This is a genomic window from Geodermatophilus sp. URMC 63, assembly GCF_053502565.1.
In genome coordinates, this window is sequence record NZ_CP199956.1 from 231,119 (window position 1) to 249,809 (window position 18,691).

The window sequence follows — 18,691 nt, forward strand, 5'->3', positions numbered from 1 at the left end:
GCCCGAGAGCACCACCCGGAGCCGCCGCACACGAGGACACGACCGCCGCCGGACGGCGACGGAGCCCGAGGACGAGGAGAGCCCGTGGCCAAGGACCGCAAGCCCGATGCCGGCCGTGCCGGGGGCGGGCCGAGCCGGTCGGGCTCCGGCGCCCGTCCGGCGGCGAACCGGGCCGGCAACCGCGGCCGCACCCGGCCCCCGACGCAGGTGGTGACGCAGCAGCGGCCGTGGGGGCTGATCGCCGCGGCCGTCGCGGTCGTCGTCTTCGCCGCCGCCGCGATCACCTACGCGGTGGTGCAGGTGCGCCAGGCCGACGCCGAGCAGATCGACGCGCTCGACGAGATCGCCGGCATCCGGAGCTTGGACTACGCCGCGGGGCAGGAGCACGTGAGCACCCCGGTCGACTACGAGCAGTCGCCGCCGGTCGGCGGCCCGCACGACGGCGAGTGGGCCGACTGCACCGGCACCGTCTACGACGTCGACATCCGGCACGAGAACGCCGTCCACTCGCTGGAGCACGGCGCGGTGTGGATCACGTACAACCCCGACGAGGTCGCCGACGACGACGTCGCGAAGCTGGCCGAGCTCGTCGACGGCGTCTCCGGCCGGCTCATGTCGCCCTACGCCGGGCTGGACTCCGCGGTCAGCCTGCAGTCCTGGAACCACCAGCTCAAGGTCGACTCGGCCGACGACCCGCGCATCGAGCAGTTCGCCGACTTCCTCACCTTCAACGGCGACGTCGAGGGCCACTACCCCGAGATCGGCGCGAGCTGCGAGAACCCGACGTTCGTGACCGACCCGCTGGTCGTCGGCGACGGCAGCCGCGGCACGGGCGCGATGACCACCGACGCCCCCACCACGCCGACCCCCCAGTGAGCCCGCGATGACCGCCACCGCCGTCCGCCCCGACCAGGACGCCCCTGCTCCCGCCCCCCGTGGGCGCGGGCTGCGCGTCGTCCTCCTGGCGGTCATCGCCGTCGCGCTCGTCGCGCTCGGCGGGGGGCTCGCGGTGGGGCTGGGCATCGGCCAGGAGCGGACGCCGTCGACCGACTCGGTCGACGCCGGGTTCGCCCGGGACATGTCGGTGCACCACCGGCAGGGCGTGGGGATGGCCAACCTGGCGCCGGAGCGCAGCACCGACCCCGAGATCCGGCAGATCGCCTTCGACATCTCCAGCACGCAGACCAACCAGGCCGGCCGGATGGAGGGCTGGCTGTCGCTGTGGGGCCTGCCCCGCTCGGGCGGGGAGCACATGGCCTGGATGGGCGGCGAGCACGCCGGGCACGACATGGCGTCGACGTCGGGGTCCGACGGCGCGCTGATGCCCGGCATGGCCACCGAGGCGGAGCTCGCGGACCTGCGGTCGCTGTCGGGGACGGCGTTCGACGTCGCGTTCCTGCGGCTGATGATCCGCCACCACCAGGGCGGCCTGGAGATGGCGCAGTACGCCGCGGAGCACGCCGCAGAGCCCGCGGTGCGCACCCTCGCCCGCTCGATCGCCGACACGCAGACCGCCGAGGTCACCACGATGGTCGGGATGCTGACCGCGCGGGGCGGGACGCCGCTGCCGGCGCCCTGACCGCCCGTCGGCGGAGGACGCGGAGGGGACTGGTAACTTCTCCCCTGCCCCACCGCGAGCCCCCGTAGCTCAGGGGATAGAGCACCGCCCTCCGGAGGCGGGTGCGCAGGTTCGAATCCTGCCGGGGGCACCAGACGAAAGAGCTGCTCAGCAGCTTGTCGGCCCGTTCCGGACGACGTCGGATCGGCGATGACACGCCCGCGAGTCCGCAAAGAGTCCGCAACCCGTGCGCGGACTGCCTGCACGGCCTGGTCCAGTCCCTCGGCGACGGCGTCCAGGTCGTCGTCGAACAGGTCGGCGTAGGTGTCCAGCGTCATGGCCGCCGAGGCGTGACCGAGCATCCGCTGCACGGCCTTGACGTTGGCTCCGGAGGACACGGCCAGGCTGGCGGCGGTGTGCCTCAGCTCGTGCGGCACCAGGCCGTCCAGGCCCACCGCCGCGGCGGCCCGGTCGAAGCCGGCCCGGCGGAAGATCCGGTTGCGCAGCACTCCTCCGCCCCGCAGGCCGGTGAACACCAGGTCGTCCGGCGCCCGGTCGGCCAGGTGCCGCCGCAGCTCGTCGGCGAGGAACGCCGGGACGGGCACCGACCGGCGTTCGTATCCCTTGGGCACTCCCCAGATCAGTACGCCGTCGACCTCGACGACGGACTCGGCCACCTCGATGCGCCGACGCCCGAGGTCGACCCGCGTGGCCTTCAGCGCCGCCAGTTCGCCCCAGCGCAGGCCGCAGTAGGCCAGCACGAGCACGACGAGGCGGTAGGAGCCCATGACCTCCCGCTCTCGGTACGGCAGCCGGGTGCCCGGCCGCGGCAGGCAGGTCTCCTCGGCCAGGCGGTGGACCTGGTCGTGGGTCAGGTAGCGGCGGCGGGCCTGCTCCAGCCGCGGGAGGTTGACCCCCTGGCAGGGATTGCGGGGCAGCCGCCCGTCACGCACGGCGAGTTCCAGGACGAGGCTCAGGACCCGGAAGTGCTTGCGGACGGTGGCCGGCGCGACGCCGTCAGCGCGTTGCCGGGCGACCCACGCTTGGACGTCGGCGTGCGACACCGCCACCAGCTGGACCGAGCCCCATGGCGGCAGCACGTGGCGGTCGAGGATGCCGCGGTAGCGGGACCGCGTCGTCGGCTTGAGCTGGGCCTGGCCGTCCAGCCACTTCCGCGCCCACTCCCCCACGGTGATCCGGCCAGCGCGAGGGTCGACGTAGGTGCCCGTCTCGACGGCCGCGGTGACGGAGTTGAGCCATCGCTGGGCGTCGACCTTGCGGTCGAAGTGCCGGGCGTGTTCCTTGCCGGCCGAGTCCCGGTAGCGGGCGCGCCACTGCCCGGACGGGCGTCTGGCGATGTTCGTCATGACCTTCGGTCCTCGGCGGCGACCCGCGCCTCAAGCGCCTCGCGGGCCAACTGGGAGAGTGTCATGCCCTCCCGGGCGGCGATCTCGGCGGCGCGGTCACGGACGTTGGGGGTGACGCGGAAGACGATGCGCGGCGATGCGGCCGCCTCGCCGGTCAGGGAGGGGCGGCCGCCGCGGCGGCGCACCTCCTCGACGATCTCGCTGGCGCCCTGCTCGGTCAGCCGGGTCCCGTCCGCCAGCCGGACGTCCTCGGCGTCGAGGTCGACGTCGGGCCCGATCGGCGAGGCGGTGGTGACGGGTGGCGGGATGCGCTCGGTCATGGATGTCCTCCTCGGAGCTGGGTCGGCATCACGTGGATGACCAGCAGGTAGGGCGAGGCGCCCTCTGTCGGTCCGACCTCGATGGCGATGACCTCCAGTTGTCGCCCGCGCTCGTCGGGTCCGACGTAGAGCCAGGCGTCTGTGCCACGGTGGGTGGTGACCGGCGTCGGTGCGGTGCTGGCCATGACGTGCCGCGCGGAGGCCCGGCCGATGCGGTGCTTGCGCGCAGCCTGGGTGAACCGGATCTCCCAGGCGCCACTATTGTCCGACACAAGAGACTCGGTCAAGGGCGACCGGTGCTGCCCTGCTGGCGCTGGGCGTCGATCCAGGTGTGCAGGTCGTCGCGGCGGTAGAGGACGCGGCGGCCGAGCCGGAAGCTGTGCGGGCCGGTGCCCAGGTGGCGCCAGTACCGCAGCGTGGCGACCGGAGCACGCAGCAGCAGGGCCGCTTCGGCGATGGTGAGCAACTCGGCAGGGGACTCGGCGCTGGGTTCGTGACCCAGGGGGTGAGTGGTCATGGTTGTCTCCGAGGGCTGGACGGGTTCGGGCGGCTGTGTACCTGGAGAAGGCGCCGTTTCGCGGCCGTTGGTGACAGCCCACAGCCAACTTTTTTGATCGATCTCCTGTTTTCCTCCGGCTGGGCTCCTGTCGCCGGGGTGATGTCCCCGCCGGTGGCCCGACCGGTGGGAGCCGCCGATGTGACGACCCGTCGTGGGGGCCGGCGCGGGGTGGTGGCGTCCGGCAAGGGACCGGCTCGGGCAGGGACCTGCCGGAGGTCGACAGCTCCTCCAGTTGTCCTCCACTTCTCCTGCAGTTCCGTTCTCCTGCAGCCCCCGCTCGCCGGGCCTGGCAGCAGGCCGGGGAGCGCCTCCGCTCACCGCCTGAGGCCCGGGGTGACACCCTGCGCGGACCGTGGCCCGTGGCGCTCGGACTCGGGCCGCGGTACACCCGCCGGGAACGCGCCCGGCTCCGGCGTGACGGCTCGGCGCCGCTGGCGGTCGGCGTCGTAGTGCGCGCGCCAGGCGTCACGAGCTGCGGTGAGCCGGCCGGGCGGCTGGCTCAGCAGGGCCGAGTCGGCCTGCAGGTCGGCGATGCGGGTCCGGGCGGCGGTCAGCTCGTGCCGGGTGGTGGCGATCGAGCGCTTGACGTCGGCCAGCCGCCCGGCCGGGTCGGGTGCCCAGGCGAGCGGCCCGAGTGGGTCGAGCCGTTCGGCGCGGCGGCGCTGCGCCTCGGCCAGGGCGGCCCGGGCCTGCTCGGCGGCCCGGCAAGCGGCCTCAGCGGCGGCGTGCAGCCCGACGCGCTCGGGATGCTCTCGTCCGGTGGCCCGGCGGGCGGCGGCGTCGAACGCCCGCCACAGCCCGGGCCGGTCGTCGCCCCGGTCGGCCACCCGCGCGAGCTGTTCCACGTCGGTGGGCAGTGCGGGCAGGCGCGTGCGCCACCGGTCGGCCCAGCCGGACAGCTGCTCACCGGCCCGGGTGACGGGTGCGCGCTTGAGACCCCACCAGCCGGGCCCGTCGAGCACCACCCGGGCCGCGGTGCGGGCGGCGCCGTGCTCAGCGTCCCAGGAGGCAACCAAGCGGTCGCGGATCCGGTCGGCCTCCTCGGCACGTGCGACACCAGCGGCCTCGGCCCGCTGCGTCGCCTGTTGGGCGGCCAGGACCGCCTGCCGGTGCTCAGCCTCCAGCCGGGCCAGGTCGCCGGTGTGGGTGGCCTCGAGCGCGATGGTCTGGCGCAGCACGTCGCACCAGGGCTGCAGGACGGCCAGCCGGTCGAGGCAGCGCTGCTCGACCGTCCACACCTGCTGCAACGCCGCCAGCACCTGCTCCAGCGGGCGCGGTGTGGCGTAGCGGGCCGCCTCGGCAGCAGCCAGCTGCGCGGCGTGGCCGGGTCCGAGGTCGGCGCGGTCGCGGCCGAACACGGTGATCCACTGCTCGCGCGCCTGGTTGAGGTCGGTGGCGATCAGGTGGGCGGTGTTGGCGGTGCGGCCGCGGGTCATCCCGACGTAGGCCGATGCCGCGCCGGTGTGCTCACCGACCACCAGGTGCGCCGCGGGAACCGTCTCGCCCTGCGCGCCGTGCGCGGTGCTGGCGTAGGCCAGGTCCACATGCGAGGTGACGTAGCCGGCAGGCAGCACCCGCTCCCCCATCCTCGCCGGGGTGACACCGGACGGGACGGCGTCGATGGGGGTGACGTCGGCCGGGATGACGGTCAGGCAACCGCCCTGGCCGACGGCGGTGACGGTCCAGGTGTCGCGGTTGGCCACGCTGAGGTCACGGTCGTTGCGGCGGGTGGCGATTCGGTCCCCGACCCCGATGCGCTGCCCGGCGCCGGTGATCGCGACCCGGACATCATCGACGCGGCCGTCGGCGACCAGCCGCTCGCGGATGGCGGCGCTCAGCTCGGCGGCCTGCTCGCGGGTGTCGACCACCACGGCCACCCGCTCGCCGTCGCGGTGATGGGCGGCGACCAGCATGGCCAGGGCGTGCTGCAGTGCTGCCGGGTCGGCATGCACGCGGATCTGGCCGCGGGTGACGAGGGCGTCGAACACCGCGCCCGGGTTGGCGCCGGTGCGCATGGCCAAGGTCAGCGCGGCGTACTCGGTGTCCGGGGTCGCCCGGCCGGTGTCGTCGGTGCAGCTGAAGCGGTGGACCCCGTCGAGCACCAGGTGGCCTGCCGGGTCGACCTGACGCACTGCGAGGTCCAGCACGCCGCCGCGGCCGACCGCGGTCAGCTGGTGCCGGTCACCCAGCAGCGCCAGGCGGGCTCCGGCCTCGTCGGCGACGGTCAGCAGAACTCGGGCGGTGTCCTGGTCGAGCATCCCGGCCTCGTCGACCACCAGCAGGTCCCCGGAGGTGAGGCCCGCCTTCCGCGCCGGCCCGGTGTAGACGGCTCCGGTGCGCGGGTCGATGTCACCGGCAGCCAGCCGGGTCCAGAGGCCGTCGTCGGTCCAGCGCCAGCCGTGCTGATAGGCCAGCCACGCTGCTGACCCGGTCGCGGTGCCGACCTCGGCGGCGGCGACCTTGGCCGCCTTCAGCGTTGGGGAGACGACCACCAGCCTGCGCCCTCGCGCCTCGAGGAGGGCCCGGGTGGCGGCCAGCGTGGTGGTCTTGCCCGCACCGGCCGCTCCCTCGACGACGACCAGGGGCCGGTCACCGGCCAGCGCGGTGACCGCCGCCGCCTGCCCGGTATCCAGCAGGCCACGCACCACACTCGGCAGTTCCGGCTCGTGCTCTCGCCGCCGGTCGGCTGGTGTCGGGGTGCTGCGGGCGGCGAGCCGGTCGCTCAGGTCGGCCTCGACGTTGAGCACCGGCTGGGAGGTCCAAGCCCGGATGTGTTCCGGAACGCCGACCCGTTCCCGGTCCAGCAGCGGCACGCACCGGGCCATGGCACGGACAGTGAGGTCCTCGGCCACCTCGGTCCGCACGCCGGCGTCGACGACGACGCCCTCGGCGGCGAGCAGCAGCTCGACCTCCCCACGCACATCGGCGGTGTTCCACGCCGAGCGCCCGGCAGCCAACCGGGACAGCACGCGCTCGACCGCACCGTCCCGGTCCAGCCCGCCGATGGGCGTGCGGGTCAGGACGACAGGTCGCCCGGGGTCCCGGTGACCCAGAGCGGCCAGCTCGGCCACCCACCGGGCGGTGAGGTCGGTGCCGCGCTGTGGGGTGACCTTGTCCGGGCGGCCCTCGGCCCACGCCCGGGCATCCCACGCCTGCCGCAGCGCCGGCCCGGGGACCTCGCCGGGGTGCGCTCGGGTCCAGTCGCTTTCGTAGCGGTCCCGGTTGCGGCGGATCTGGGCCGCCCGGGCGCTGAACGCGGCGGCGTGGGCGGCGAGCTCCGGTATGTCGCCGGTTGCGTCCAGGATGTAGCCGTGCGCGGCCAGCGCCGCACGGAACTGCGGGTCCGCGACGACGGCGGCGTGTCCGATGCCGTTGATCGCGCCGAGGAAGTCGCGCACGCCCACGGTGTGCAGCCCCCGCCAGCGGCCGTCGGCGAACACCCGAGCGCCCAGCTGCAGGTGCAGATGCCGGTGCGGATCCCCGGCGCGGGAGGTGTGGTGCCGCACCGTCACCGCCTCCAGGCACTCCACGGGTACCTGCACCTGCCCGCCGCGCGGGCCGACCCGCGTGGTGGCGTGCTCGGTAAGCCAGCCGGTGATCTGGGTGGCGGCGCGGTCCTGGGCGGCGTCGTAGGCGGCGGCGATGTCCGGGTGCAGGGCGGCGGCCAGCGACCAGGATTTCGGGCCGTTGATCACCACCTCGACGAACCGCACCGCGCGGTCGTCGGTGCGCAGCCGACCGCGCGGCTCGCCGGTGTCGGGGTCCAGACCGCCTACCCATGCCTCATAGCCGTCTCCGGCCAGCGGAGCGAGTTCAGTCACCCGGCCGTCGGCGGCGATGTAGCGGCGCGCGATCCCGGTGCCCTCGGTGAGGTAGTAGTCATCGGCCCGGCCCCGGCCGGCCTCCACATAGTGGCGGGCCGCCGACGGGGCGCCAGCGTAGATCTTCAGGCCGCCGTGCATTTCTCAACGCCATCCAACAATGACCAACACGTCACCCCTAGAAACGGCAGTGGGCCCCGCAAGGCGGGGCCCGGACTACCTCTATTGGTAGCATGCGTGCCGCATCTGTGGTCAAGCTTCCTGACCTCCACCGGTAGGTCAATCTGAAGCAGGTCAGCGGGTGTTGAAGGTTAAGGTTGCCAAGGGGTTAATAAGCGTTGATTGTTCTATCTACGCAGAAGCGGCCGAGCAGCGAAGATGAGCTTCGCGCCGACGGTGGCGCTTCCCGCGCCGACCCAAGGCTGAGGAGTTCATAGGATCGTCAAGGTGAAGACGATCGTCCTCGATGCCACGGAACTCGCGCGCGACTATCTCTGCACTGGTCTGGCCTATGAGGTGCTGGGACACATGCTCCACGCCACGTGGTTCAACGTGTACGTCCCAGCGTCGGTGTTCGAGGAAGTTGTCGCCAGTCACGGCCGTGCAGTGCAGGAGGCGCGGCGGTCGGTTGAGCGTCTGGCTCGGCCGCGGAGGCTGCTCGGCCTCTCGCCGATCGCGGTCGAGGACGTGCCGTTCGACTACCGCGCGTACCTTGCCGAGCGGTTCGACGCCCAACTCGGCATCACGGTCTTGCCATGGCCCGCGGTCCCACACGAGAAACTCGTCACGCGAGCAGTGACGCGCACTCCGCCGTTTGATGAGAAGGGCGGTGGCTACAGGTATTCCTTGGTCTGGGCCGACGTCGTCGAGTTGGCGCGCACCGGCCACGACGTCGCCCTCGTGTCCGCGGATAGGGCATTCGCCGGCAAGGGCGAGCAGTTGGCGCCGTCTCTAGAAGACGAGGTCAGGGCCTTGTCCGGGAGTGTCGAACTCGTGCGCGACTTCGGCTCCTGGTTGGTGTCCGCATTGCCGTGGAAGGCCGAGGACCTCCGGTCCGCCGTGGCGAGGAGTCGTGACGAGGCGTTCTACAACTACTACCTTCAGTCGGACCTTCAGGACGAGCTGGTCCCCACGGTGGAGGAGCTGGGGTTCCGTTGGCCTCCGTACTCGTGCGCGATCTTGGAGGTCCGATGGGATGGTCACTTCGATTCGGTGAACGCCTCCTCGGGACCCGACGGCCTGACCCTCGTCGAGTACGAACTCGACCAAGTCGTGGAGTTCACCGCCGACTTCCCCGAGGGCGTCGAACCCGAGCCCGACTGGGAAGTCTTCGAAGCTGATGTGTTCGGTCGCGTGCACGTCACGGGCGAAGTTCGCATGATCGTCCGCATCGCGGTCCTGTCCGGGGCGGAGGTGGGGTTCAGCGTGGACCAACTGTCCTGGCGACGGGCGGACGGGACGGGGCCGGGGGCACCGACTTACCGCCCGGAACATGACCCCAACCAGCTGTCGTTGCTCGATTCCGCCAGCGATCCCTCGGCGGACTGACGATGGACGCGGGACGCGGGACGGCTGTCGCCGTTCGCTGAATGCCAGAAGCGTCGATGCCATGGCGTCAGGGGCGGCTTTGACTTCGGACGAGTGCAGATCTAAGCCGATTGTCTCCTTATGGGTCCTCGTCGGAGACTGTGGTCGACCAGGGGGTGTCGCCGCTTCGGCGTCCGGTCCGGGGTGACGGGATGGCCTACGACGGCCTTACGGCACTCCCTGGGCTTGGTCGCGCGAACGTCCTTCGAGCGGCACCCCACGGCATCACAGCTGAGATGTCACCCCTTCGTGCAGCAGTCCCCCAGACAGCGCATCGGCAAGCGATGGGACGTCGGGCGGCGCGTCCGCGCCCTGTCCAGCCTGCGGCCTCAAGGCGGAAGTGACGAACGGAACCTGTCGCACTCGGCCAGGCCCCGCACCCTCACCAGCATGTGCGTCTTTGGGACCCACGAGTCCCTCGAATTCGGTCGGCAGCTGAGCCGGAGCCACAGGATGCGGCGCGGTAGCCGAGACCGCGACTGGACGTGCCTCGGGACGCGGCGAGGCCAGGCCGAGCACTGCGGCGACTTGACGTCCGGCGGCCTCCGCCAGCGGTGGTGGAGTGGCGTTGCCCGCGAGCCGCACCTGGTCGCGGTCGTCTCCGGTTAGCACCCAGCCAGGAGGGAATCCTTGCAGGGCGAGTCGCTCCTCGACTGCGAGCGGGCGGTTGTCCCAGTGAAACGGGCCAGTCCCGGGCCCAGGCGACGCGGGCAGTGTCCAGCTGGGCCGGTCGCGGGCCAGTTTCAGCAGGAATGACCAATAGCGGGTACGCCAGCCAAAGAGTTCCGGTCCACCGCCGCGCTTTGTCAGGTAGAGATAGTTGCCGCCCTCTGGAACACATGGCAAAAGTGCGGCCCACTTGCCTTTAGCCGTTGGCAGCACGGCCGGCTGAAGGCTATGAAGTGCTTCCCAGGCCGTCACGTGCCGGTTCGCGTGCGTTGCGGGCGGTGGCCCGTCTACACACTGCCCCTCTCGGAATGCGGTGGCGATAACTCGCTGGCGGTGCTGGGGAACGCCGTAGTCAGCCGCGTCTACGACGTACCAAGTCAGCGAGTAGGACGTAGCGTACTTGTCGTTGATCTGATCGAGCCTGGCGGTAATGACTTCCTCGGCGCTGACGTCCCCGTCAAGAAAGCCGGCGACGTTCTCGATGAGCATGGCCTTCGGGCGGAATGATTCAAGGAGGTCTAGCATTCCGAGGACCGCCTGGCCGCGCGGGTCGGCCATGCCAACTCGGGACCGCTGCGACCACTGCGCCGCCTTGCTGAATGGCTGGCATGGTGGGCCGCCGGCCAGCAGATCCAATTGACGAGCACGCAGCCCGAGGTGCCTCGGCTTGAGTTCGGCGCCGGCCTTGACGACGTCGGCGGGTGTCAGCAACGTCCAGGCGGGGCGGTTCGCCATGAGGGTCCGGCGGGCATCCTCGTCGGTCTCAAACAGCCCGACTGTGCGAAAGCCGGCGGCCTCCAGGCCCAGGTCGAGGCCGCCGGCGCCACTGAAGCAGGACAACACGGTCGGCCTCCCCCCTCGTGCCCTTCTCACAGTTGCCCTCCTCGTGCCCGCCCGTCGCTGTCCTGCCGAGCTCACCCGGCGCGGGCGGCCGTGTCAAGAGGACGCGCGAGACGGCGGTGCGCTCCGGGGGGCCGCCGCGCGGGTCGTACCGCCGGCAGTCCGTGTTCGCATGACCCCCAGGGCACCCATTAGAGCAGGGTCGGCTCCGAGGGCCATGCACTGGTCTCGGTCGAGGAGTTCCCAGATCCTGAGCCGGTCCAGGACCAACTCTGTATTGCAGGTGAGTTCGGTCCAGTGCGCCCAGTCCTGGGGCAGCACGTGAGGCACCGCGAGTGCTGTAGTCAGGCTGTGCTCCGTGAGCGCGAGAAGCTTGCCCCACTCGGAGGCGGTGGTCTCCCTGGCCTTCGCAACCAGCGTTGCCTGCTGTCCGATGGTGCACTGACAAAGCACGGTGGGATGCCCGTGCCGCAGGCTCCGGAATGGCCGCCACGCGACCACGTCGAGTCCGTGATCCTTGCGTTCCTTCCGGGCGCGGTACGGGTGCGCCTCGACGTTGAGTCGATCCCCCAGTTCGGCGATCGCGCCCCTGATCTTGGGATGGAGTTCGGATAGGACGTAAGCCTCGCCGCCGGTATACGTCCGAAGCGCCTCACGGCTGATCGTCTCGAACACGCGGCTGGGCCTGTGCCCGCTACCAGCCAATATCCGCGAGGACTGGTGCACCGACAGCGTCACGAGGAACTCCCACAGCGCACGGTCTTCGTCCGTGCCGGCCAAGCTGACCGCCCCGTCGAGGACCTCGAACGGGTAAGCGATGACTGCGGACCTGCGCCGCAGTTCGGTGCGCACGCTCCCGACGAGCAGCTCCGCTTCCTCGCTGTCAGGGTCATCGTCGACGTACGTCTCTGCCACCAACGCACCGACGTTCGACCAGCTTAGGCGCCCCCGGCGAGAGGTGAGCACAGCCAGTTCGACGCGGTCAGTCAGGTTGACGATTTCGCTGCTGTCAGCGGTCGCCATTGTCTTCATCCGCCGCCTCATCAACGAGGTCTTGCTCCTCGTCGTCGAGTTTGAAATCGTCGGATTCCGCTTCCTCGTTCGTCGCCTCGACCGAGGATGGCGCCACCAGCGGTCCCAGACCGGTGACGGCAACGTGCAGCTGGGTGATGGCGCTCTCTACCGCGTGGTCCCTCAGAAGCCCGTCAAGGTCGTTCGTCATCGCCTTGACGGCCGCGAGCGCCTTCGACGCGTTGTTCAGGAACCGATCCCGGCCAGCGCCTGACATCGCCTCGGCCTCGTCCAGGTTCCGAGTCTTGCGCAGATGGTCGGTCGCCTCCGCCGACTCCAGAACCTGCCCGAGGTCGCGCAGACGACGCGCGTCGGTGAATACCGGTTCCTCGGTATTGCTTCCATAGATCCAGCTCAGGAGTTCTTGCATCTCTGCGTCGTTCGCGTTGTAGGCAGTCTCCATGTCCACGGTGACGCTGCCCGCGCCCGTGGCCTGAATGAAGTTCCGCACTCCCCGGCTACTCAGGGCCCTGGTGAACACGCCGAACTCTTGCCGGGCGGCCGTCACATCCGTGCCCGCCGCCTCGGCCTGTTTTAGCAGCGTGTAATCACGGATGTAGGTCCTGATGCGGGTCGGACTCTCCCCGGTTAAGACTGACACGCTCTGGAACACACCGTCGTCGGTCGAGCCCGCCTGATCCGCTTGCCTTGCGACCAGCTGCTTCACGAACGCTGCCTTCTCGTACGCGTCCCACTTCTTGATCCCGACGATGTGACGGAAGCCGATCACTGGGGCGGCCTCGTCCCGGTCGGCCACGACCTGGACCGGCACCACGCGGAGCCCTTGTCTTCGGTCCTCCGTCAACGACGCGGCCAGGTCGTCCCAGGCGTCGTCAACCTCAACCTCATTCCGAAAGCCTTCATCAAGCAGGAGCGTCAGCGCGAGGAGCCGGCGGTTCCCCTCAACCACGACGAACCTGTCCCCCTCCTCATAGGCGATAAGGGGGTCGGAATCAAAAAATCCAAACTGCACCATCGACCTGCCGATCGGCAGGGGATCGTGCTTGTCAGCGAGGCGTCGGGCGGCCTCTGCCGCATCCAGCGGCTGGCCGCCGCTACCCGGATCGACGAGGCGCGGATTGAGCGGATCCAACACAAGCCGTTCCCGTTCGATCATGCGAATCGGGGAGACTGAGGTGTTCTCAACGGATTGGTCGCTCGGCAGTGGTCAGAACAAGTGCGGCCGCGATGATGGCGCCGATTCGCTGAGGACACAGTCGGATGCGCTGCAGCGCCTTCCACCGGTTCTTGAGCAGCGCGATGCCGCGCTCGCCTTCGGCGCGCAGCCGGGTCAGCAACTGGTTGCGGCAGGCGCTGCTCGGGGCCAGGTTGCCGCCTTTAGCCGGCGTGTGGATGCCGACGCCGGCGCCGTCATAGCCCTTGTCGGCCAGGGCGGGTAGGCCCAGCAGGGCGGCCGCGGCGTGCAGCGCACCGAGGAAGCCGGTGGCCCGGGCGGCGGCGAGGTCGTGCATCGAGCCGGGCTGGACGTCAGAGACCGCCACGGGGAAGCCGACCGGGTCGCAGATGATCTGCACGTTGCCGCCGTGGGCGCGGTGCTTGCCGGAGTACCACAGGTCGTGACCGGACTCGGGGTTGTGCACCCGGCAGCGGTCGGTGCGGACGAGCGTGCCGTCGAGGACGACGTGGCTCCAGCCGGCGGCACTTCCGGCCTCAAGCACTCGGTGCAGGTCGGGTGCTCGGTCGGCGAGCACGTCGATGCCCTCGTGCAGGTAGCGGTAGCCGGTGGCCGGCGAGATGCCGGTGTCGCGGGCCAGGGTGGGCATGTCGGCGTCCTGGCGGAACCAGCGCAGCACCAGGATGGCCTGATCGCGGGCGGAGGCAGCGCGGGCGCCGATGCCGGTGCCGCGGCGGCGGCGTTCGGCGATCAGCAGGTCGGTGAGCAGGACGGCGGTGGCCTCGGGCACGTCGAGCGTGGCAGAGTAAGTGATCACGTGGGGTCCGTGCGGATGAGGGTCGTTCTTGGTCGACGCCATCATCGGCTGGGCCCCACGCCCTTTGCAGTGACGTCGTCGTTCCAGCCACTGACCTGCTCACTCAGCGTTCAGCAAAGCCCTTCCGCGCAGATCCGTTGAGAAGACCTCACTGTCTCCTCGGGCATGGCGCCTCCCAGTTGTTGGGTTATCAAGTTGATCACGTTGACCGGTGGCGCGCGGCAGACACGCCGCGCGGCGGCCGCTCCCAACGGGCTGACTGCGGGAGCGACCTAGGGACTGTCCTGGCGATCTTGCATCGGTGTGATTCAGGCTTGGTTGATGGTCGGCCGACACGAACTCACCGACACCGCCTGGGCCCGGATCGAGCCCCTGCTGCCGCCGGCCGGTCGCCGGGGCGGGCGCTGGCGGGATCACCGGCAGGTGATCAACGCGATCCTGTGGCAGGCCAACACCGGCGTGCCGTGGCGTGACCTGCCCGAGCGCTATGGGCCGTGGAAGACCGCGCACGAGCGGCTGCGCCGGTGGACCGCCGATGGCACCTGGGACCGCATCTTCGCCCACGTGGTGGTCAAGGATGACGCGGTCGGTGCGGTGGAGTGGACGATCAGCGTGGACTCCTCCTCGGTCCGGGCGCACCAGCACGCCGCTGGCGCCCGGAAAAAGGGGGCTGCAGTGCCGGCGTCGAGGCCCTCGCCGTCGAGGGCGAAGCGCTGGGGCGCTCCCGCGGCGGGCTGACCAGCAAGGTCCATCTGGCCGTGGATGGGCGCGGGCTGCCGATGGCTGTGCTGCTCACCGCCGGTCAGGCCGGGGACAACCCGCAACTGCTGCCGCTGCTCGACGCCATTCGGGTGCCCCGCGTCGGCCCTGGACGGCCGCGCAAGCGTCCCGATCACCTGATCGCCGATAAGGCCTACTCCCATCCCTCCACCCGCCGGGCGCTGCGCCGCCGTGGCATCGCGCACTCGATTCCGGAGAAGCGTGACCAGCGGGCGCACCGGCGCGCGCGGGGGTCGGCCGGTGGGCGACCGCCAAAGTTCGACCGTGACCGGTACAAGCAGCGCAACGTCGTCGAGCGCTGCTTCAACCGGCTCAAGCAGTTCCGCGCCCTGGCCACCCGCTACGCCAAACGCGCCGCCTACTACCGGGCCATCCTGCTGCTGGTCAGCGCAGTCCTCTGGCTCCGCACATGATCCGCGGGACAGGCCCTAGCCGCCCCTCACATCACGTCGTCAAGCGCCCGTGGACACGCGTGGCGAAGCGCGAGCGCCGCCCCTGAGTCCCTTTCCTTGCACACACGTCATCAAGGCGACTGAGGGTTCTTCTGTGGCCGCCCCGTACCTGCCCTCTGCCGGCCGATGCGGGTTCGGACAAGGAGGGGCCGAAGGCCCATCGCCAAGCGACGCGCAGCGCCCTTGAGCCCACCAAGGCGGCCGGGACACTGCTCGGCTGGTCAACGGCGGCTCAGGAACGGTCCGGCTGCGGGCGCGGGCCCGCGGAGGCCCGGTAGGCGGCGCGCGCGGCGGCGATCTTGAGGTGCAGCGGGTGCTCCTTGTTGTGGTCCTGGTTCAGCGACGGGCCCAGTCGGGCGATGACGGCGGCCTCGACGGCGTGCGGGTCGGGATGCTCGGCCCACGTGACGCGCATGTGTTCGCGCATCCACGCCGAGAGCCGCGCCTCGTCGGCGTCGACGGGCACGACACGCGTCCGGTTCCACCTCGTCGTGTAGCCCTCCGACGCGTGCAGCAGTGCCACCAGGGCGCGGCGCAGGGTCGAGGACCCGGTCGGGCCGCGAAGGTGGTTGTCGGCAACCCGTGCGTGGAGGTTCCGGGCCAGGCCGACGTAGAGCAGTTCCCGCCCTCCGACGTCGAAATGAGCCGGGCCGGAAACACCGGGCAGCACTCCGGGACGTGCCCAGTACGCGTAGAGCCCCGGCGCTCGGGGCAGGCGGGCGGCCGCGTCGGAGCTGCCAGCGGCTCGCCGCAGAGTTCCCGGGCGATCATGCTCAGGTCTGTCACGCGCGGCGCCGGGCCTGTTGGCGCGCCGCGACGGTCGCCTGCACCCGGGCGGCGACCATGCCGGGGTCCTCGTGCTCCCAGGCGCGAACGACAGCCCAGCCGGCAGCGGCCAGGCGGGCGTCGGTATCCCTGTCCCGGGCCCGGTTGGCGGTTAGCTTGGGGCCCCAGTAGTCGCGGTTGGACCGCGGGGTGTTGCCGTGCTCGGGGCAGCCGTGCCAGAAGCAGCCGTCGACGTAGACGGCGACCCGGGCGGGACCGAAGACGAGGTCGGCGCGCCGCCGCAGGCCGGGCAGCGGCGCCCGGTCGACGCGGTAGCGCAGGCCAGCGGCGTGCAGCAGCCGCCGGACGGCGATCTCGGGCCCGGTGTCGCGGGTCCGCTGGGCCTGCATGCGCGAGCGGACGCCGGAGGTAACGGCGGTGGACCTGGCGGCGCTCGCCTCCTGCCGCCTGCGTTCCGCGGTCCGGGGGCGGCCGGTGCGCCAACCAGTGACAACCTGTGGGTGGTCCGCCCCGCGCCGGGAAGGGGTTGCCCGCCTCGTGGGCGCCTCCTGGGGGGTCACCGAAGCTCCGGGGCGTAGCGGACCAGGCGGCACAGCGCCTTGGCGACGGCGTCCTGGTGCCCGCCGAGTTCGGCGGCGCGGGGCGGGGCGACGTCGAGGGCGAGCCGGGACAGGCTGGGGGCGTAGGTGCCGATGACGGCGTCAATCGTCACTGGGGTGGGCTGGCCGTCGGCGGGGGGCTGCTCGTCGATGTCGAAGACATAGATTCAGTTGGGTGGCTGGGCCTGGCGCCCAGCCAGGACGGGGTCGTCTGCAGGCCGGTCTCCGGCGGCGACCAGCCGGAAGGTGCCGTCGTCTCGCTCGACCAGCTCCGGTGTGCCGAGGAAGGGCTGCCAGGAGTCCCAGACCGGGCGCAGGATGGCGAGCACGCAGCCGGCTGAGCTGTCCCTGCGGGTGAGCTGGAACTTGACCATGACCTGGTAGAAGGTCCGCTTGAAGACGTTGCTGATGTTGGGGCCTTCCACGCTGCGGCCGGGCCAGTCCGGGTGAGCGGCGATCTGGTCGGGGAAGTCGCCGCGGTACAGGTCCCGGGCGCTGACCATGGCCTCGACGGCGTGGCGGTAGCTGCCGTGGGTGTCGGCGGTCTGGACCTCGATGACGCCGTAGCGGCCCAGCCGCACCGGCGGCGGGTCATCCTCAGCCCCTGCCCGGGAAGCCCGCCGCTCACCGGGCGCCCCGGCGCTGGCCGCTCGACAGGTCACCGGCGATTAGCTCGGCGGCGGCGTCGGACAGCGACTGGCCGTGCGCGCGGGCACGGTCCTGCAGTTCGTCGGCGACGGCAATGGGCAGCCGCACCAGCACGGCCCGACGCTCACCTCGCCATTGGGGGCGCCGGGCGGTATCCCGGCCGTCTTTCGGCACGGGCCAATGTTGATACAGCTTCCCGCCGCCGGGCCGCGGGCCGGTGGGGGCGTGTCGCGGGCCGGCGGCGTAGGACCGCAGAGTGAGGGTGACCATGTCAGCTGCGGAAGGCCGCGGCGCGCAGAACCCGCTCGACCAGGGTGCGGAGGGCCGCGGTCGTGCCGTCGTCGGTGGTGTCGGCGGCGAGCGCCTCGCCGTCGTAGGCCTGCTCCGGGGCGTACAGCGCCACGGCCCAGCCACTGTGCTCGGCGCGCGCCCACGCGAGGCTGTCCTCGGCGTCGGTGACCAGCAGCGTGTGGCCGCCGTCGAGCCGGACCTCGAGCGCAGCGTTCATCCCGCCGGTCTGGGTAAACACCGTCGGCAGGCCGGCGCCAGACAGGGCGTCGATGACGTCCTGGTACTGCGCCTGCCCGAGCGCCATGGTCGCCTCGTAGCTGAGCAATGCGGCCTCCTCGTGGTTCTTCCGGTCTCGGCCGACGGTACGGGGAGGCATAGACAGAACTGGGCGACCTCCGACCCGGAGTGGGTGGTCCGCACCTGCGCCGCCTCGACGCGTGTTGGTCGCCCGCTCGGTTGAACGCGGCCCGTGCCACGCTGACCCCGTGCCGTGGACCGTCGGGCGGTGCGCGAACTGTGACGCGCCCTTGCATCTCGCATCCAGGCGCGCCCGGCTTCTCTGTGGGAGCTACTGCACGTCCTAAGCCAAGGACGTCCGCTGATCTCGCGCCTGCCGGCCGCGACGTACGCCACACCGACCCGCTGGTCGCGCAGGCCCTCCGAGTACGCCTCGCCTACTTGGTCGCCGGCGGCTACGACGAGACAGCTCGGCGGGTCAGCCCTTGGCTGCGAGCCGAGGCACTCACCGCTGCAGGCGGGATGTGCGCTGCCTGCGGCCAGCGGCCGGCCACCGAGGCCGACCACGTGATGGACTCAGCGGCGCCCGCGAGAACCTGCAGGGCCTCTGTGGGCCCTGCCACCGGGCCAAGACAGCCGACGGCCTGGAAACGATGTCGCCGATCCAGCTGGCCGTCCGGGCGGCATTCATCGCCCGCGTCGAGGCCCGGTTACCGGCACGTGCCTGTGACGAACACGTGGGCTGGAACGACCTGCAGCGGCATCTGCTTGAGCGCTCCCGCGCGTGGTGGTGATCCGCCCAACCCGTCGAGGATCTCGGCCGCCTCGAGTTCACGCCCGATGGCCGCCCGGTGATCATCGGACCTGGGAGCAGCGAGCGTGGCCAGGTCAGCGCCCCCCGAGGGCGCACGTCCGGATGTTGTGGACAGGAGCCGTTGTCCACAGGCACCAATTGCGCACGAGCGTCCCGACGCTCGCGGACTGCATGGGCCAACAGGAGGACAACTGCAGGAACCCCCGGTCAGCAGCGGACCTTCAGTACTTCTCCAGTCCCTGCGGGGAACGGTTCCCGACTGTCGTCGGCCTACCGGAGAACGTCCTTCACAAGCACGGGCGGCGCGGGTCGGTCAGGGACAGCGTCGCGGAGGACAACC

At 71.3% G+C, this 18,691-nt stretch carries 17 protein-coding genes, 1 tRNA gene and 2 pseudogenes; 5 read left to right on the forward strand and 15 right to left on the reverse strand.

What is annotated here, in order from left to right; genetic code table 11:
- Positions 1 to 84 precede the first annotated feature (84 nt).
- From ACWIZO_RS01105 to ACWIZO_RS01115, 3 genes are all read left to right on the forward strand, one after another.
- Positions 85 to 876, forward strand: coding sequence for a DUF3105 domain-containing protein (locus tag ACWIZO_RS01105; protein WP_448640731.1), 792 nt, complete (start codon positions 85 to 87; stop codon positions 874 to 876).
- Positions 877 to 883: 7 nt separating this feature from the next.
- A complete protein-coding gene (locus ACWIZO_RS01110) occupies positions 884 to 1,579 on the forward strand; it encodes a DUF305 domain-containing protein (RefSeq protein ID WP_448640732.1) in 696 nt (231 codons plus the stop codon).
- Positions 1,580 to 1,637: 58 nt separating this feature from the next.
- A tRNA-Arg gene (locus ACWIZO_RS01115) sits at positions 1,638 to 1,712 on the forward strand.
- A 166-nt stretch (positions 1,713 to 1,878) separates the two neighbouring features.
- On the opposite strand, the pseudogene ACWIZO_RS01120 reads toward ACWIZO_RS01115, so the two are convergent.
- The 5 genes and pseudogenes from ACWIZO_RS01120 to mobF all read right to left on the reverse strand — a co-directional run.
- Positions 1,879 to 2,925, reverse strand: a pseudogene (locus tag ACWIZO_RS01120) (tyrosine-type recombinase/integrase); the annotation flags it as partial.
- Positions 2,922 to 3,245, reverse strand: a complete 324-nt coding sequence (locus tag ACWIZO_RS01125) for a hypothetical protein (protein ID WP_448640733.1) — start codon at positions 3,243 to 3,245, stop codon at positions 2,922 to 2,924. The gene ACWIZO_RS01125 and the pseudogene ACWIZO_RS01120, both read right to left, overlap by 4 nt.
- On the reverse strand, positions 3,242 to 3,532 hold the full coding sequence (locus ACWIZO_RS01130) for a hypothetical protein (RefSeq protein ID WP_448640734.1): 291 nt from the start codon (positions 3,530 to 3,532) through the stop codon (positions 3,242 to 3,244). The genes ACWIZO_RS01125 and ACWIZO_RS01130 overlap by 4 nt, the downstream gene beginning before the upstream one ends.
- Positions 3,529 to 3,762, reverse strand: coding sequence for a helix-turn-helix domain-containing protein (locus ACWIZO_RS01135; protein ID WP_448640735.1), 234 nt, complete (start codon positions 3,760 to 3,762; stop codon positions 3,529 to 3,531). Before ACWIZO_RS01135 ends, ACWIZO_RS01130 begins: the two co-directional genes overlap by 4 nt.
- 356 nt (positions 3,763 to 4,118) lie before the next feature.
- Positions 4,119 to 7,766, reverse strand: a complete 3,648-nt coding sequence (mobF, locus tag ACWIZO_RS01140) for a MobF family relaxase (RefSeq protein WP_448640736.1) — start codon at positions 7,764 to 7,766, stop codon at positions 4,119 to 4,121.
- Positions 7,767 to 8,072: 306 nt separating this feature from the next.
- Here mobF and ACWIZO_RS01145 point away from each other — a divergent pair, with 306 nt between their 5' ends.
- On the forward strand, positions 8,073 to 9,173 hold the full coding sequence (locus ACWIZO_RS01145; protein ID WP_448640737.1) for a PIN domain-containing protein: 1,101 nt from the start codon (positions 8,073 to 8,075) through the stop codon (positions 9,171 to 9,173).
- A gap of 264 nt (positions 9,174 to 9,437) precedes the next feature.
- On the opposite strand, the gene dcm is transcribed toward ACWIZO_RS01145, so the two are convergent.
- From dcm to ACWIZO_RS01165, 4 genes are all read right to left on the reverse strand, one after another.
- The gene (dcm, locus tag ACWIZO_RS01150; protein WP_448640738.1) at positions 9,438 to 10,724 is read right to left on the reverse strand and encodes a DNA (cytosine-5-)-methyltransferase; all 1,287 of its coding nucleotides are present in this window, start codon (positions 10,722 to 10,724) and stop codon (positions 9,438 to 9,440) included.
- Positions 10,725 to 10,817: 93 nt separating this feature from the next.
- Positions 10,818 to 11,744: a hypothetical protein gene (locus ACWIZO_RS01155; RefSeq protein ID WP_448640739.1), complete on the reverse strand. Its 927-nt coding sequence runs from the start codon at positions 11,742 to 11,744 to the stop codon at positions 10,818 to 10,820.
- Positions 11,731 to 12,909, reverse strand: coding sequence for a hypothetical protein (locus ACWIZO_RS01160; protein WP_448640740.1), 1,179 nt, complete (start codon positions 12,907 to 12,909; stop codon positions 11,731 to 11,733). Before ACWIZO_RS01160 ends, ACWIZO_RS01155 begins: the two co-directional genes overlap by 14 nt.
- A 25-nt stretch (positions 12,910 to 12,934) precedes the next feature.
- On the reverse strand, positions 12,935 to 13,744 hold the full coding sequence (locus ACWIZO_RS01165) for a transposase family protein (protein ID WP_448640741.1): 810 nt from the start codon (positions 13,742 to 13,744) through the stop codon (positions 12,935 to 12,937).
- A 321-nt stretch (positions 13,745 to 14,065) separates the two neighbouring features.
- Here ACWIZO_RS01165 and ACWIZO_RS01170 point away from each other — a divergent pair.
- Positions 14,066 to 14,937, forward strand: a pseudogene (locus ACWIZO_RS01170) (IS5 family transposase).
- Positions 14,938 to 15,208: 271 nt separating this feature from the next.
- On the opposite strand, the gene ACWIZO_RS01175 reads toward ACWIZO_RS01170, so the two are convergent.
- The 6 genes from ACWIZO_RS01175 to ACWIZO_RS01200 all read right to left on the reverse strand — a co-directional run bounded on the left by ACWIZO_RS01175 (position 15,209) and on the right by ACWIZO_RS01200 (position 17,625).
- Entirely contained in the window at positions 15,209 to 15,646 is a 438-nt protein-coding gene (locus ACWIZO_RS01175) for a GIY-YIG nuclease family protein (RefSeq protein WP_448640742.1), read from the reverse strand.
- Positions 15,647 to 15,758: 112 nt separating this feature from the next.
- The gene (locus tag ACWIZO_RS01180; RefSeq protein ID WP_448640743.1) at positions 15,759 to 16,151 is read right to left on the reverse strand and encodes a very short patch repair endonuclease; all 393 of its coding nucleotides are present in this window, start codon (positions 16,149 to 16,151) and stop codon (positions 15,759 to 15,761) included.
- A 167-nt stretch (positions 16,152 to 16,318) separates the two neighbouring features.
- Complete coding sequence (locus ACWIZO_RS01185) at positions 16,319 to 16,474, reverse strand: hypothetical protein (RefSeq protein WP_448640744.1); 156 nt, start codon at positions 16,472 to 16,474, stop codon at positions 16,319 to 16,321.
- 54 nt (positions 16,475 to 16,528) lie between these two features.
- Positions 16,529 to 16,942, reverse strand: a complete 414-nt coding sequence (locus tag ACWIZO_RS01190) for a hypothetical protein (protein ID WP_448640745.1) — start codon at positions 16,940 to 16,942, stop codon at positions 16,529 to 16,531.
- Between the two features lie 43 nt (positions 16,943 to 16,985).
- Positions 16,986 to 17,123: a hypothetical protein gene (locus ACWIZO_RS01195; RefSeq protein WP_448640746.1), complete on the reverse strand. Its 138-nt coding sequence runs from the start codon at positions 17,121 to 17,123 to the stop codon at positions 16,986 to 16,988.
- Positions 17,124 to 17,280: 157 nt separating this feature from the next.
- Complete coding sequence (locus ACWIZO_RS01200) at positions 17,281 to 17,625, reverse strand: hypothetical protein (protein ID WP_448640747.1); 345 nt, start codon at positions 17,623 to 17,625, stop codon at positions 17,281 to 17,283.
- Positions 17,626 to 18,691: the final 1,066 nt, after the last annotated feature.

Bases quoted from the DNA above. Each gene is read 5' to 3' on its own strand.
- ACWIZO_RS01110 (WP_448640732.1), top strand. From the start codon at position 884: ATGACCGCCACCGCCGTCCGCCCCGACCAGGACGCCCCTGCTCCCGCC.
- ACWIZO_RS01125 (WP_448640733.1), bottom strand. From the start codon at position 3,245: ATGACCGAGCGCATCCCGCCACCCGTCACCACCGCCTCGCCGATCGGG.
- ACWIZO_RS01135 (WP_448640735.1), bottom strand. From the start codon at position 3,762: ATGACCACTCACCCCCTGGGTCACGAACCCAGCGCCGAGTCCCCTGCC.
- mobF (WP_448640736.1), bottom strand. From the start codon at position 7,766: ATGCACGGCGGCCTGAAGATCTACGCTGGCGCCCCGTCGGCGGCCCGC.
- ACWIZO_RS01155 (WP_448640739.1), bottom strand. From the start codon at position 11,744: ATGGCGACCGCTGACAGCAGCGAAATCGTCAACCTGACTGACCGCGTC.
- ACWIZO_RS01160 (WP_448640740.1), bottom strand. From the start codon at position 12,909: ATGATCGAACGGGAACGGCTTGTGTTGGATCCGCTCAATCCGCGCCTC.
- ACWIZO_RS01180 (WP_448640743.1), bottom strand. From the start codon at position 16,151: ATGCAGGCCCAGCGGACCCGCGACACCGGGCCCGAGATCGCCGTCCGG.